General features: G+C 63.4%; 10 protein-coding genes. 2 read left to right on the forward strand and 8 right to left on the reverse strand.

Annotation, left to right across the window (positions count from 1 at the left end):
- Positions 1-20: 20 nt before the first annotated feature.
- The 4 genes from MJ603_RS18125 to MJ603_RS18140 form a co-directional block, all read right to left on the reverse strand.
- Positions 21-2204, reverse strand: coding sequence for a glycoside hydrolase family 36 protein (locus MJ603_RS18125; RefSeq protein WP_243065167.1), 2184 nt, complete (start codon positions 2202-2204; stop codon positions 21-23).
- A gap of 666 nt (positions 2205-2870) precedes the next feature.
- Positions 2871-3098 (reverse strand): hypothetical protein, encoded by a 228-nt coding sequence (locus MJ603_RS18130; protein WP_243065168.1) that lies wholly within the window; start codon positions 3096-3098, stop codon positions 2871-2873.
- Positions 3099-3279: 181 nt separating this feature from the next.
- Positions 3280-5988, reverse strand: a complete 2709-nt coding sequence (locus MJ603_RS18135) for a glycosyltransferase (RefSeq protein ID WP_308220618.1) — start codon at positions 5986-5988, stop codon at positions 3280-3282.
- A complete protein-coding gene (locus MJ603_RS18140) occupies positions 5901-8534 on the reverse strand; it encodes a CDP-glycerol glycerophosphotransferase family protein (RefSeq protein WP_243065169.1) in 2634 nt (877 codons plus the stop codon). Before MJ603_RS18140 ends, MJ603_RS18135 begins: the two co-directional genes overlap by 88 nt.
- A 783-nt stretch (positions 8535-9317) precedes the next feature.
- Between MJ603_RS18140 and MJ603_RS18145 the strand changes: the two genes are divergently transcribed.
- The gene (locus MJ603_RS18145) at positions 9318-10028 is read left to right on the forward strand and encodes a VOC family protein (RefSeq protein WP_243065170.1); all 711 of its coding nucleotides are present in this window, start codon (positions 9318-9320) and stop codon (positions 10026-10028) included.
- Positions 10029-10047: 19 nt separating this feature from the next.
- Here the strand turns inward: MJ603_RS18145 and MJ603_RS18150 are convergent, their stop codons facing one another.
- The 4 genes from MJ603_RS18150 to MJ603_RS18165 all read right to left on the reverse strand — a co-directional run bounded on the left by MJ603_RS18150 (position 10048) and on the right by MJ603_RS18165 (position 13239).
- Positions 10048-10629, reverse strand: coding sequence for a DUF2269 family protein (locus MJ603_RS18150; protein ID WP_243065171.1), 582 nt, complete (start codon positions 10627-10629; stop codon positions 10048-10050).
- Between the two features lie 197 nt (positions 10630-10826).
- Complete coding sequence (locus MJ603_RS18155) at positions 10827-11870, reverse strand: LacI family DNA-binding transcriptional regulator (RefSeq protein WP_243065172.1); 1044 nt, start codon at positions 11868-11870, stop codon at positions 10827-10829.
- Between the two features lie 38 nt (positions 11871-11908).
- On the reverse strand, positions 11909-12238 hold the full coding sequence (locus MJ603_RS18160; protein ID WP_243065173.1) for a Dabb family protein: 330 nt from the start codon (positions 12236-12238) through the stop codon (positions 11909-11911).
- Positions 12235-13239, reverse strand: coding sequence for a Gfo/Idh/MocA family protein (locus MJ603_RS18165; protein WP_243065174.1), 1005 nt, complete (start codon positions 13237-13239; stop codon positions 12235-12237). Before MJ603_RS18165 ends, MJ603_RS18160 begins: the two co-directional genes overlap by 4 nt.
- Before the next feature lie 154 nt (positions 13240-13393).
- Between MJ603_RS18165 and MJ603_RS18170 the strand changes: the two genes are divergently transcribed.
- Positions 13394-14680 (forward strand): cytochrome P450, encoded by a 1287-nt coding sequence (locus tag MJ603_RS18170; protein ID WP_243065175.1) that lies wholly within the window; start codon positions 13394-13396, stop codon positions 14678-14680.
- Positions 14681-14886 lie beyond the last annotated feature (206 nt).

The following is a 14886-nucleotide window of genomic DNA, read 5'->3' on the forward strand; positions in this document are numbered from 1 at the left end:
GAGGGTAGCGATCGTTGTCGCTACAGGTTGCTGTGTTGGTTCTGGGTGGGACCGCCATCGGCGGTGAGACGGACCAAACGTGCACTCGCGCTCCCCGTGGGATTGTGAATGTCGATTGCTCCGCTTTCCACATTCCGCACGATCTCCCAGGAGGTCAGCGAACGAGGAAAGATGGTTTCCGCCCGAACGGTCGGGAGGGAGTCGAACATCTCGGCAGGAATCGAGACTGAGGGCGACGAGGAGTCTCGGTTCCAGAGAAGAAGCACGCTGTCATCCGGTGTGGCCAACCCAAGGCACACCCACGGGTCGTTCCACCGAGGCAGCCCGAGCGGCCAAAACGGTGTCGATTCGGGCAATCGTCCTCGCATCGCTTTCGCCACCTGAACGGCGTCTGTCACGAGTTCGATCTGTTCCGGTGTCATCTGGTCGAGATGACCGGAAAGGAAGAACCGACCCGCCAGACCGGTCACCAAGGTGAAGGCGATCTCTTCGTCTGTCATCGACGGCTGCGGGTAGGCCCAGTTGGCCGCCTGTTCCGGTAAGACCGTCAGCGGCGCGCTAGCCGCAATCGGCGGATACAGGAGGGGCTCCTGCTGGTCCGAGGTGGACTGCAACTGGAGTCGCGACATCATGGCCCAATCGGAGCGCATCGCGCCAGACGCACAGTTCTCCAAGATCAGGTCGGGATGGCGCCCCAGCACACTTTCGAGCCAGTCCAGGTGCGCTCGGTTGTGCCCGAGAAGCCCGTCGCCAGCGCTGTCAGCGTGCTCGTCGGTTCCCATTCCGGGATTGATGTTGTAGTCGAATTTGAAGTAGCCGATGCCGAACTCCGTAATCAGCCGATCGATGACGCCGTCCAGATGGGCCCGCGCCGCAGGGTGGCGCAGATCCAGATGGTGGCGATGGTGCTCGACCAGTCGTTCTCCTGCGAGAGAAAAGAACGCATCACTCGGAAGCTCAGCTACGAGTGGGCTCCTGACACCGACGACCTCCGGCTCGAGCCACAGACCTGGTGTCATTCCGAGTGCGCGGATGCGATCGATGACCTCGACGAGACCGCGCGGAAATCTGATTGTCGATGGATGCCATTCGCCGACGCTGTCCCACCAGTCACCGTCGTTGTCATACCAGCCGGCATCGATGCAGAAGATCTCCGCCCCGACTGTTGCTGCCGCGTCGACCAGCGGTAAAAGCTTCTCGGTGGTTGGGTCGCCGTTCAACGTATTCATGTAGTCGTTGAAGATCACCGGCGCCCGCTCCTGATCAGAATGAAGGAGTCGGCTCGCGCGTCGGTAGGAGGTCATGTTCGCGACCACGCCTGCAAAGCTGCCTGCTACGGCAAAGGCGACCGGAACCGAGGCGAACGACTCGTTCGGCTTAAGGCGTCGCAACCAACCATTGTCCGCATGCGTGGGCCCGGACAATGACAGATAATCGCCGACCGTGTCGTGCCCGATCTCCCATCGCCACGCGCCGTTGTGCTCGATCTGCCACATCCAGACCGATTCGCGGCACTGTGCTGATGCAACGGGCAGATGCTTCCCCGTGGACCATGTACCCGTCGACACAAACGAAAGCTCTCCTCGGGGATTGTGCCCGGTCAACTCCTCCCCCAATGCCGGGAAGACTGTGTCTGTGACTTCGACCGACTCCCATCGGCTCTCCGCGAGCCAATCGCTGCGACCGTGCACAAGGGACCACGGGTGCATCCGCGAGTCGAAACCGAGATAGCTGGTGAACGACGGCACAGCGGTCAACACGATCGTCGAGTCACCGGTGTTCAGTACGGTGAGAAACGACCGGACTACGGGCGACGTTCTCGGCCGGATGAACGTCATCGTGGCCTCAACCCCTGATTCGGGATGCCGGACGGTCAGTTCCAGCCGCAGCTCCGATGCTGACTCGGTCGCTTCGTGTCTCAAGTACCGCGCATCTGCCCCAATAGAGGTGTGGGCGAGCCGGTCGCTCGCGGGACGACGACCATACGAAGCGGTGAGCACCTGAATCAGTGGTAGTCCCGCCGCAAGCTTCAGGTCGACATCACGGCTTCGGACCGCAGAAAGCCACGGCGCCTCACCGGCCCTCCAACTCACCTCGAGCGTGAGCGTCTCATCGCCCCAGGTGATGGCCGCTTCAGTTCCTTCCACTTGGCCGACGCGCCGCGTACTCATCGACTCGTCGAGCCGGAGGGAGGTCTCGGTCATCTTCATCCTTGAAGGTCGCAGCGGAAGGAGTTTTGATAGCGGTTTCAGACTATACATGATCATTCTTGTAACCGCTATCAGAACTCCAATGCTCACAACCGAAGATCGTGTCAACACGCTCCCGTTCCCTCGACGGGACGGTTGGACCGCGGAAGATGACCCGGATTTCCGCAGATTTTCGTGCCTACACACCTCATTGACCGTCGACATCCGCGGTCAGCATCGGCTATCGCCCATCGCGGAGTCGCACCAACCGCTGGCCCATGTTGAAGCCGCCGTCAGACGGCTGGTGCTCCCTCCGATAGCGCTTTCAGGTGCGAGAGCGTCTGTGATCGACCAATACGAAGGAGAGCGCGCAAGCCTTCATGACGATGGAGAACAGCGCGAGCCGTCGCATAGTTGGTGGGATCTGCTGGACTCGCACATGCGGGCCCCACCTTCGACACGTCGTCGAACCCGCACGAGAACATCACCATCGGTCCGGCGCTCGCCGAGCTGTACAAGGACCTGCACAGGCATCCTGAGTCGGGTTCCAAGAGAGCCGAACCTCATCGATCGTCGCCGATCGCCTGGGCAGGCTCGGTTACAAGGTGACGACCGGTCTCGGAAAGACCGGTGTCGCCGGCGATCTGAAGAACGGGTTCGTACTGCAGGCTCGGCGCCGCGCTAGTCCCCGGCGAGCTGCTGCACGATGCTGCCGACCGGTCCGCCCCAGATCAAGGCGGCGACACCGAAGACCAGTGCCGCGGCGACGCCGGTGACGACCAGCCCTCCGAGCAGTATCAGCAGCATCCGCAGCAGAGTCGCCGTTCTTCCCCGCGGCGTGCCGGCGTCATCGCCCCCACCGTCGACGCTGCCATCGAACAGATTCCTCGTGAAGGTGATGACACTCATGCCGCCCCCGGATGCCTCGAACCGAACTGATACTGGCGAGCACCGTTGTTCCCCGAACTCAGTGTGCGTTCCGATCGCCGAGCACAGGATCGGAATCGGCTGAGGGCGCTCGAAGACGTTCGTTGCGGTTCCGTGATGCGGCGGGTGCGGCGCACGTAGAGCGGGACGCTCAAGCGACACGCTACTCCGGCAGAAGCTCCGGGAGCTTGCGGTCTTCGTACGGGCGGTGGAGGTCTTCGATCGCCGTGACGGTGCGCTCGCGGTTACGGCCATCGCGGTACGGGAATGTCGACTTCATTCGGTCGACATACTCCTGAGGAACCTCCGTAAGCAGATCGAGAACGGCGTGGTGCGTTTCCTGCACCGTGTGGGCGACAGGACCGAAGCCGTCCCGGACGTGGTCGAAGTATCCGGCCCGCGCGTGATTGGCACCGTTGTAATAGGTATCGCGGTCGAACTGGAAATATACGGTCGGGCGGAGCAGAAAGGCCTCGTTGAACGTCATGGATGAGTAGTCCGTGACCATGAGGGCGGCACGTGCGAAGTATTCCTGAACGTCGTGGCCCTCGAACCGCAGCGTGAGCACAGACGCGGGAAGGCCGAGTTGGTGTACCGCCGCCTGAAGGTTGGGATGCATTAGGAGCGCGACGCGCTTGCCGCGCTTTTCGACTTCAGAGATGAAGGTCGGGTCGGCAAAGAATGCCGACCACTGCCTGGCGAACTCGGAGGTCGCGAAATCATCGACGATCTCGCGACGAGCCTTCCCTGGCCCGAGCGGTTTGTTGAGAAGTTCGCGCCAGGTCGGAGCTACCAGGACAAGGTCCCGCTTCTCTGGGAGATACTGAGCCCCGATCTGGTGGAGGCGATCGAACCGCGTGAGACCGACCATCTTGGTTTCGAACGACGTGAATTTGTAGGCCGTCCGGTCCCCAGTAACAGAGACGGTCTCTGCAGGAGTGCTTGTGACGAAGAGCTCGAATCTCTTCGTGTTCATCCACCGTGAGATATCGTCTCGCATTACTCCGTGTTGGAGGAATGTGACGGTCCAGCTCTCCCAGTAGCGCCGGAGGCTCCTGGGCCGAATCACGTCCTGGTCCGGATGAGACACGATGAGGTTGACGCAGTGGCGCATGAGCACTTTCCACTGCGGCGACTCGTACGCAATTAGCCGGCTCCCGTATCCGTCAAGCACGAGTCGTTGCCAGTCGGGGCATCCCTTCGCAAGGACGAACCATGCATTGACGTCCGGGCGGTGCTGCCGCAGGTAGCGAAAGAGATGTTCGGCGTTGTCGTTGGCGTCGGTCGGCCGGTCCATGAGCACCCATGCGTCATGGAATCTCCTTGCGGCAAGTCCCGTTCTAGCGGCGTCGTCGATCACGCTGTAGGCGTTTTGGCCACGCGTGCGCCACACGGTGGCAATCGGTGAAGAGACAGTCCTCCCAAAGTCAGTCAATAGTCGGGACGCTCCAACGGGTCGGAGAGCTCCCGACACGCGGGGGGAAGCCTCGATCGATGTCGGCTGAGCGCCGGGCGTCGACGTGCGTATCGGAATAGGCCGCCCTTCAACGTTGAGGCGGATCTCGCCGCGTCCTGTCGTCCAAATCATTTGCGTGAAGAGGAGGTCGTGGTCGAAGTAACGCAGCGCCTGCACCTTCTGAGCGACGGGAGCGCGGTTCCCGCCATCAACCACAAGTTGGAACCGCGGCTCGTCGTGAGTAAAGCGGTAGAGAACTCTCGTCGAAGATGAGCGCTGATGCGGGGAGTATGCGACAGCGAATGGCGTGGTGTAGTGCTCATCCCGCAGGGAGTACGCAAGGATCTCGCGGATCTCCATCTTGATCGGCCTGACGTCGAAGGCCATCACCACCTGCGGGTCTAGGTAGGCCGCGATCCTACGTAACAGTGACACGAACTGCTCGGCCAGCTCGCCATGCGCGGCCCCTGGGCCTCCCGTCATTTTCTCGTCTTCAGTGAAGTACCACGACAGCTCATAGACGATGAGGGCCTGCAACCATTCGGGCACACGGTCGGTGAGTGTGATCGCCTCCTGGAGAACGCCGAGGTAGCCATATCTCGGCACGTCGAGGTAGTGGCCTGGATGACTGCGCTTCGTGTCGAGCGTGCTCGTACCGTCGTTGCGCTTGCGATAGTGGTAGTGGGCGCTTGCCAGAAAGCCGATCGACGGGGCAACACTGCGCAGAAGATAACGAGCACAGAAATGCCCGTCCTCGAAGTTGGGCTGAACGCGCCGATCGAAAACGAGTTCTGACCGGGTGATGGTCGAAAGCCGCATGAACGCGGCCGGGGCGCTTCCGTGAAAATACCGCGAGGATCCCTCGAGGTCGATCAACCGATCGTCAAGGAAGTGCTTGGCAAGAGGGTGCGTGTGGGTCCTCGCTCCTGTCGCCTCCGACCAGATGAGGCGGTTGGTTGCGATCATCGAGACGGTTGGCCACGCCGCGATCGCAGTATCGACGCGCTCGAGATAATCAGGGGCAACAGTGTCGTCCGGATCGGGGAAGGTCACCCATTCGCCTCGCGCAACGGTGAGACCCAGGTTGCGCGCAGAACCCTGTCCACCGTTCTCCTTGGACAGCACACGGACGAGCCCCGTCCGTCGCTGGGCCCACTGCTCGAGCATCCGAAGCGAGTCATCTGTGGACCCGTCGTCCACGGCAATGACCTCGACGCGGTTGAGGTCGAAGGTCTGCGCCTCGATGGACGCTATGAAGTCGGGCAGGAATCGCTCGACGTTGTAGACCGCCGTGATGATCGAGAACCGAACCTGGGCGTGCGTGGTACTCAGCGTGACTCCTGTGGCTCTGCGATGGGTTTGGGGAGGTGGTGTGGAAGGCGGTGGGCGACGATAGCGTCGACAACACGCTCGCAGGCGCGACCGTCCCGGCGAGGGAACGTAGTGCTGATTCTCGACGCATACGGCTCGGCCGGATGCTTGCCGGACTCGATCAGGCGGATCAGATCGACCTCCGCGTCGCTAAGGGTGGTGCAGACAGGGCCGAAGCCCTCGGTCTCGTAGTCGAAGTAGCCCTTGCGATAGGCGTGCTCACCGTTGAAGAACGAGTCTCGATCGAACTGGAAGTACAAGACGGGGCGGTCGACGAGCGCGGCCTCGAATGCGTTCGACGAATAGTCCGTGACGACGTGTGACGCGTGTGCGAGCACCTCTTGAACGTCATTGTCGGAGTAGTTGAGAATCCGCACTCCGGGGGGCAGAAGCTCGGATGCGAGATGTGGGGTCATGTTCGGGTGCGGCATGAAGATGATGTCGAGCCCGGCCCGATGCGCTGCGTCCACGACCCCAGCGGACCCGATCAGACCCATCCAGTTGCGCACGTACTCGCTGTCCCAGAAGTCGGCCTTGGTCACGCGGCGATTCCCGTTCCCGACCGCGTCGCCGAGCAGTTCGCGGCGCCAGGTTGGCATGAAGACCAGCGACCGACGGTCGTCGTCAGAGACGTCGCTCGCGGCTCGGAGTAACGCGTCGTGGCGCGGGAATCCGGTAAGGGCGACTTCCCGCCCAGTCCACACATACGGAGTACCGTCCCCGACGAACGATTCGTACTCGCGCGGGGTCGCGGCGATCACCGTGCTGACGGGCTTGGTGTTCACCCAGCGGCTGAGGTCGTCCTTCGTGATGCCGTGCTGGAGCCACGTGAACCGCCACGGATGTGGGCGCAGCCAGAACACCACCGGCGGGCTGACGATGTAATGGTCGATCTGCGAGGAAATCAGTTCTCGACAATGAGCGAGCGCCACGGCATGGGCCACGCTGTTGTGAGCAATGAGACGGAACCCCTCGGCGTTGAGGCGCGCCCAGTCCACCGAGTCGCGATTGAGTACGAACCACGCGTTGATCTCCGGGCGGTTCTGCCTGAGGTGCCGGTACAGGTGCTCGGCATTGTCGTGCGCTTGGTCATCGCGATCGATCAGCAGCCAGCAGTTGCGGAACTTCGCCCTGCCCGGAACGAACCGTGCGAGGAAGGGCAGACCGTTGCCCTTGGACAGGACCGAGATATCAGCCTGAACGACGAGCTGCAAGAGCTTGGGTCGGTCGTGAAGCACGAGCTGGAGACCAAGTTTCGCGGCGTCGAGGAGGCGCCGAAAAGCACCGCTGTGCGGGCTGTACTGCCTGACGATGCCGTCCCTTGCTACGCTCCGCAGCCGGATCGGCACCTCGCCGCGGGTTGCCGCCACCGAGCCGACTCCGGGGAGCCAAGAGACCACCTCGGCCAGTACAGTGCGCCCCAGGTAGGTGACACCGCGCTGCTTGGTGTACGCGGGAATAGCCGGCTCTCCGTCAACAGCGACGTTGATCGGGTCGGAGCCGCCCGCTATCTCGAAGTACGAAACCTTGGTGAGCTGCTGCTCGGCGTCCTTCCGAATCGTGCGGATCTCGGGGGGTGACGGCAACTCACCCTTGAGTGTGAGCAGGACGGCGCGGATCTCGTCGGAGAGGTGGGCGACGCGGTAGCTCGTGAGCGTCTCGGAGTCGATGTACCCGAGAACCTCCGTTACGAGGGCGTAGAACCGGTCGGACTGCGCATCAGTGAGCAGGGACGTCTGGGAATGTATCTGGATGTCCTTGCGGAAGTACCAACTGAGGTCGTACACGATGGCGTACTGCAGCCACCGCGGAACGACGCCCGCGACGGGCCGCTGGAGCAGCGGAAGGTAGCCGTACCGAAGCACGTCGTCGTACTTGGCCGGATCGGCCCAACTGTCGTTCGTCAGCGATCCGGAGACTGCCCGGCGCCGGTAGTGGTACTTCGCGCGCGGTAGAACCGCGATGTGCGGGTCGGATGCGTCGAGGAGTACGTGCGCGATGAACGCGGCGTCCTCGAAGTTGGGTCTGACCCGAGGATCGAACCGCCTGCTGGTGCGCTCGAGTTCACCGCGCCGAAAGAAGGTGCTGTTCGCGTGGAGCTGCACGGTCTGGGGTTCGGAATCAAGGCGAATGACGCGCGTGTCGTGCGCGAACTTGCCGCGAAGCGGGTGGCTATCGGTCACGGTGCCGCTCGCGTCGTCGAGCATCTGCAGGTTGGTCGCGACAATGGTCGCCGTCTCCGCCTGACGCGATCGGAGGAACGCGGACGCCCTTGCCAAGTATCCAGGGCCGATCACGTCATCGGCGTCCGGAAAGGATATCCAGGTGCCGGCCGCCACCCGCATCCCTGCATTCCGCGCCGCAGAGGGTCCCGCGTTCTCCTGCTCGAGTACCGCGATCCGATGCCGAGATCTCTCGCGCCACTCGTGACCGATCCGCCCAGTCGCATCCGTCGAGCCGTCGTTGACGAGGACGACTTCGACGTCGTCGGTCAGCTGAGATTCCACCGAGGCGATGAAGTCCGGCAGGTATCGCTCTACGTTGTAGCTCGGCACCACGAGGGATATGCGCGGCGTATCGGGGGCGGTCATGTTGTGTGGTCCAAAGGTGCGGAGTCGGGTCAACCTTGATGTTAGACGGGAGTATGGATAGGAAATGTTCAGATGACTACTGTTGACATCCCCCAAAAGACGGGGTGCTCGCCGGTTGCGATGGGCGGGACTACGAGGCCGCGCCCCGGTCAGGCGAGGGTGTGCATCACAGCGCCACCGGGACACCGATGCCGCGAAACTCCAGCATTTGTCGGGGCAGATCGTCCTAGTTCAGGTTGGATCGCCCGTCACGCGAGGGAGAAGCGCAGCGGAGCAAGTATCGAAAGCCGGCCGGCGGCAGAGTTCTCAGCCGCGTTCAAGCAAGCCCTTGACGAACTCAACATCGCCATAACCTGTGCGACCGTTCAGAACGTGACTCTTCAGAACGCGACGCGTCAGATCGCCTTCGCCCGCCCCGCCTGGTCGTCGTCGGCCGGAATCGCCAGGATGCCCCGCCAGATCACGAGCGCCTCGAGCCATCGTCGCTCGAGCTCGGTAAGTGGGCGCACCGACTCATATCCTCGAGCAGCGTTTCCCGCACATGCGCCGGTGTCGGCCGCCAGTCTCTGAAGTGGGTTCCGAGCACCGCCAGGGAGGCGACGGAAGGCCCCCATCCGATCGCGCAGCCGCGCCGAGGCATCGACAGAGGACCCTGGCCGCAGTCGTCGACCGCGATGTCCCACGACTCTGCGAGTTCCCGTCTCGGCCAGGCGACGGGAACTTCGTACGTGTCGAAACCGAACGGCGTTGCCGGGCGGCACCGACGCACATAGGGTGCTGGTCATGGCTGTCGAACTCATGGGCATCGAACACGATGCACTCGATCCCGAGCGTCTCGCCCAGTTCTGGTCGACGCTGTTGGACCGGGAACTCGTCGATTCCACGACGATCCGCGACGGAGGGTCTGGCTTCGACATCCGCTTCGTCGAGGCATCCGAGCCGAAGACCGGTCAGAACCGCATCCACTTCGATCTGACGAGCACCTCGCTGGACGACCAGAACGCGATCGTCGACCGCGCGCTGGGCCTCGGCGGCCGCCATGAGGATGTCGGCCAGCGCCCTGAGGAGGCGCACGTCGTGCTCGCCGATCCGGAGGGCGACGAGTTCTGCGTGATCGAGCCGGGCAACAACTTCCTCGCCGGCACGGATGCCATCGGCGCGGTCAATTGCGACGGCACGCGCGCGCTCGGTCAGTTCTGGAGCGCAGCGCTCGAGTGGCCGCTGGTGTGGGATCAGGACGAGGAGACCGCGGTCCAATCCCCTCACGGAGGGTCGAAGGTCACCTGGAGCGGCCCGCCGCTGATGCCCCGACACGGCAGGGATCGGCTGCGACTCGTCGTCTCACCGGTGTCGGGCGACGTGCAGACCGAGGTGCAACGTCTCGTCTCCCTCGGCGCCGTCGAGGCGGGTCAGAGCGAGAATGGCCGCGTTCTGCTCACGGATCCCGATGGCAACGAGTTCGCGGTCGTGGCAGCCGCGGACGTGCAGCGATAGGCATCCACCGATCGTGCGCTCAACCGATGTCGCTGACGAGTGCGGCGCGACGGACTGATCGGATGCGGATGGTCGCTGCAATCGCCGACGCGACTGCGGCGATGACGCATGCTGCGATCGCGACGACGAAGCCCGGCCTGTTCGTCATCACGAACAGCAACGCCACAACCAGCGACGTGCCGAAGAAGACCACGTATACCGGGCGGGATGCCAGCTGAACGGCGCGAAGATCGGCCTGCGGCCACTCATCCGTGGCGTTCGCAATTGCAGTGTGGAGGCGCTTCGCATCGCTCGCTTCCACAGTGACCCCGATGACCACCAACAGCAGAGTGATGACCAGGGAAACGACCACCCAACCTGCATTCCACGGAACGCTTCCGTGATCATCGCGTTGCGAAACCAGGTAGATCCCGCACCCGATGATCAGCACCATCGCCGGGGCGATCACGGCCTCGATCCACTTCGTCACGGCGGTCAATGATCGCAACTGAGCTACGGAACCGGCGGTTTGCACACGCAACGTGGTCAGCAGGCTCGTGGTCACTGCGCCGACGAGAAGAACCACGCCGAGAAGGTGAAGGAACAAGGCCGCGTTGTACATGAAGTCTCCTGAGGTCGAGTAGAGCGCCGAATGCGCCTCATCGCCAATCTACTAGTCAGCTTATCTTACTATTTAGATTGCGCCAGCTCCGGTTGGAGCCATCACACTCTGTTGTCCCGCTCACATTAGTCAGGATTATTGGATACTGGCGCCAAGACGTGCGCCATCCGTCCATCGCACGTTCGCGATGTGTCCGACTACCTTTCGTCGTCGCTGCGGGCGGGCCCCGTCGTCGAGCGGATGACCAGGGGCGCGGGAGTGGCGACCTCGCGTGGCGTCGCATCCGTCTCGGTCAGCCTGCGGAGAATCGCGCCGACTGTCGCTGAGACGGTGAGCTCGACGTCTTGGTGCACGGTGGTGAGCTGAATGTAGGACAGCGACGCGATGTTGCTGTCGTCGTAGCCGGTCACGGAGACCTCATCGGGCACGGACACCCCGGCACGCATGAGGGTCGCGAAGAGTCCTGTTGCGCAGTGGTCGCTGCAGCAGATCACGGCCGTCGGCATCGCAACTCGATCGAGCAGGATTCGCGCGGCATCTGCACCGTCTTCTTCATCGAATGCGACGGGGATGACGTCGATCCGATCGACGAGGCCTGCTGCGGTCATCGCCTCCCGATAGGCCTGCGCTCTGCCCGTTCCTGCGGCGCCACCGAGCCCGCCGGCGTATGCGATGCGTCGGTGACCCAGCCCCGTGAGGTGCTCGACGAGCGTGCGGAGGCCGGCGGTGTCATCCGTTCGTACGACATCCGCGCGAGGGTCGGACGATCGTTCGCCCATCCAGACGACCGGGAGCAGATCGAGAGCGCGTTGGAAGGTCGGCGATGCGGGGTCGGGGTTGTAACAGGCGATCGCCTCGACACGCTGCTCGAGCAGTTGCGCGATTGCGACCTCGGTGGTCCGTGTGGCCGTGATCGGGGCCAGCACGACGCCCAACCCGTGTTCGGCAGCGCGATCGAGCAGCAACTCCACCACGCGCACCTCGAACGCGTTGAGCGTGTGGAACATCGCGCCGATGAGGTTCGTGCGTGGTTGACGCAGTAGTCGCGCTGATGCGTTCGGTTGATAGTGCAGCTCGGCTGCGGCATCGAGGACCCGCTGCCGCGAGTCCTCACTTGGCCCCGGCTCGCCGCGCAGCACGAGGGATGCCAGTTGCCGGGAGACGCCCGCCCGCGAAGCGACGTCGCTCATGGTCGGCATGCGCCGTCCTGTGCCCGCGTCCACGCTCTCCGCGTCCGTCATGCGGATCACCGTTCGGTTCATCGACGCTTTCGGAGCCATCATCGTGCGACGAAGTCGAACTCCTGAAACGCTGCGACCTCCGGTACCCAACGCTCGGCGACGAACGCCACGTGATCGGGGTGCGAATCGTATCCGTCGTAGGCGGATTGGTCCGCGAACCGCATGGAGAACTGCCAGTCCAGGTCGCTCTTCGCACTGACTTGCCTGCTGACCGCGAAGTTCTCGACGCCGGCGATCTGCGCCAGTATGCGCCTCGCCGCGTCGAGAAAGTCCGCTTCTTCTGCTGAGTCCCTCGTATGCCTCAGTCGGAATACGACCGTGTGCTGGACGCTCATCGTGATGTCCTTGCCCAGGTCGTCCAGGGTCACGACGCAGTCCCGATCTGTCGACGCGCCTCATCGATCGTGTTCATCACGGAGACGATCTCGTGGTGCGGGTGGATCGGCGACTCTGTGCGGCCCTCCGCAACGTAGGAAGCGAACGCGACGATCTCATCCGCCATCCCATCGTGCAGAACGTCGAAGCGCTCGTCTCGCCATGCCACGGTCTGTTCTTGGCCAAGGGAGCCGGTCCGTACCTCCAGACCGGTCGGACCGAAGAAGGGGCTGACGACGTCGAGCCTGCCCAAGGAGCCCATGATGGTCGCGGTTGTCGGCACCGACGTCACCATCGAGGTGGCCACGAGGGCGACGGAACCGTCCGAATGCTCCAATAGCAGGCCGGCCGTCGCGTCCACCCCAGTCGATGTCAGGGTGCCCTTCGCTGTGATCGACGTCGGGGCTCCGAGTACCGAAGATGCGAAAGAGATCGGATAGACGCCGGCATCCAGGAGAGCGCCTCCGCCGAGGTCTTTGTTCCACATTCGGCCCTCCGGGTCGTACGGTGCGGAGAACCCGAAGTTCGCATCCACGGCGTTCACCTGGCCGAGGGCTCCGTCGGCGAGCAGCTGGCGAATGATGTCGGACTGCGGAAGATACCTGGTCCACATCGCCTCCATGACGAGCAGACCGGCGCGTTCACCGGCATCCGTGATCTCGTGCGCCTCGGCAGCCGACATCGCTATCGGCTTCTCGATCAGCGCGTGCTTTCCCGCCGCGATCGCTTCCAGAGCGAGACGGTGATGCTGCGGATGCGGTGTCGAAATGTAGACGACGTCGATGCTGGGGTCCGCGAAGAGAGCGGATGCGTCGTCATAGACCACCTCGATCGCGTGCTCGCGCGCGAACGTCCTCGTCTTCTCCGGGTTCCGTGCTGCGACCGCGACGGCCCGCTGCGTGGTGTGCAAGTGCATTGCGCGAACGAAGGGTCCCGCGATGCCGGTGCCGATGATGCCCCACCGCAGGGTGGGGACGGAGTCGACCTCGATCATTCGGGGCGAGGGAAGTACAACAGTCAACGATGACCCTCCATCTTCTCGGCCGAACCCCTTGGCTCGTGCCAGAAGGGAGGCTAGCATGAACCTTCTTAGCACGTGCCAACTCCTCGTGAACCCAGCAGTGAACCCAGCAAGGATGCTGAACGACGTGACGCTGACGTCCTACTTTCGAACTCCGCACCATGCGACCACCGACGTGGACATTTCGTCGGTCGCCTTCTGGCAGCGGGACTTCCGCTCGCGCGATGACGCCTTCCGTCGTTTACGGCGCAGTGTGCCGGTGAGCTGGCATCCGCCCCTTCAGACTCCGGGCCTGCCCAAGCGTTACCGCGAAGCCGGCTTCTGGGCTGTGACGACCGCGGAGGCGATCGCGCACATCAGCCGGCAGCCGGAGGTGTTCAGCTCCGAGATCGGCCAGGTCGGGGTTCGTCCTGCGCCGTTCCGGCTTTCGGCCAACATGCTGGTGACCGATCCTCCGCGGCACTCCGAATACCGTCGACTGATCGGGAGTGCGTTCACACCTCGCGCCGTCGCCCGCCTCGAACATGGCATCAAGCGCCGTGCCATGCAGATCGTCGGCCGCGCCGCGCTCCACGAGGAGTTCGACTTCGTGGCGGAGATCGCGACTCAACTGCCGATGGGGACGATTGCCGATCTCATCGGGGTACCAGAGGCCGAGCACGAACGATTCGTCCAGCTCGCCGACGCGTACGTACACACGCGCGTCCCATCGGACCTGCAAGGGCACTCGGCTTCGGAGTTCGTCGCGAACAGCGGCGAGTATCTCCGAGAGCTGTGCCTCCGGCTCTGCTCGGAACGGCGCCGCGAGCCGGCGGACGATCTGATCACAGCTCTTGTGCAAGGAAGCCTCGAGGGGCATCCGATGGGCGAGGAGGAGATCCTCTCCACCGTGCTCCTGCTCATCACCGCCGGCGATGACACGACAACCCAAGCGACGACGCTCTCCTTCCTCGCGTTGCAGCAATTCCCCGAGCAACGCGAATGGCTGTCGGCAGACTTCGACGCCCGCTTCGATACGGCATTCGACGAACTCATCCGCTTTGCGTCCCCCGTGCTCAGTTTCGCGCGGACCGCGACGAGCGACACCGAGTTCGACGGCCAACACGTCACGGCCGGCGACAAGGTCGCGCTCTTCTACTGCTCAGGCAATCGAGACGAGACGCTGTTCCCAGACCCGCATTCCCTCGACCTCACCCGGCAGCCGAATCGACATGTCGCGTTCGGTGGCGGGGGCGTTCACTACTGCTTGGGCGCAGCACTCGCCAAGACGCAGATTCATGCGGTTCTCGGCGAGGTCCTGCGCCGACTCCCCGAGGTGGAGCTCGGCGAGCCCGAGTTCGGCTTCAGTGATGCGATCCATTCCGTGGACGCGCTGGCCGTGCGGAACTCGAATCACCGTCGGGGAGGGGCGTGAATTCCATCTCCGCAGGATGACACCGAGCAACGCCATCATGGCGACGGTGGAGGTCAAAGCTCCAGACACGCCTCAGCGCGCGGATCGGTCTCCGCCACAATGACGGGCGGACCGGCCAGGACGGCGCCGTCGAAAGCGTCCGAGCTGGGCGGCGCGACGTTCTATGACATCACCTACCAGTCTGCTACTCACGCGCTTGCCTCAGG

This window comes from Humibacter sp. RRB41 (assembly GCF_022761015.1).
Lineage (GTDB): Bacteria > Actinomycetota > Actinomycetes > Actinomycetales > Microbacteriaceae > Humibacter.

What these genes read in the sequence shown, in the direction of transcription:
- MJ603_RS18125 (WP_243065167.1), bottom strand. Translation starts at nt 2,204, where the DNA reads ATGACCGAGACCTCCCTCCGGCTCGACGAGTCGATGAGTACGCGGCGC.
- MJ603_RS18130 (WP_243065168.1), bottom strand. Translation starts at nt 3,098, where the DNA reads ATGAGTGTCATCACCTTCACGAGGAATCTGTTCGATGGCAGCGTCGAC.
- MJ603_RS18140 (WP_243065169.1), bottom strand. Translation starts at nt 8,534, where the DNA reads ATGACCGCCCCCGATACGCCGCGCATATCCCTCGTGGTGCCGAGCTAC.
- MJ603_RS18145 (WP_243065170.1), top strand. Translation starts at nt 9,318, where the DNA reads ATGGCTGTCGAACTCATGGGCATCGAACACGATGCACTCGATCCCGAG.
- MJ603_RS18150 (WP_243065171.1), bottom strand. Translation starts at nt 10,629, where the DNA reads ATGTACAACGCGGCCTTGTTCCTTCACCTTCTCGGCGTGGTTCTTCTC.
- MJ603_RS18155 (WP_243065172.1), bottom strand. Translation starts at nt 11,870, where the DNA reads ATGACGGACGCGGAGAGCGTGGACGCGGGCACAGGACGGCGCATGCCG.
- MJ603_RS18165 (WP_243065174.1), bottom strand. Translation starts at nt 13,239, where the DNA reads ATGATCGAGGTCGACTCCGTCCCCACCCTGCGGTGGGGCATCATCGGC.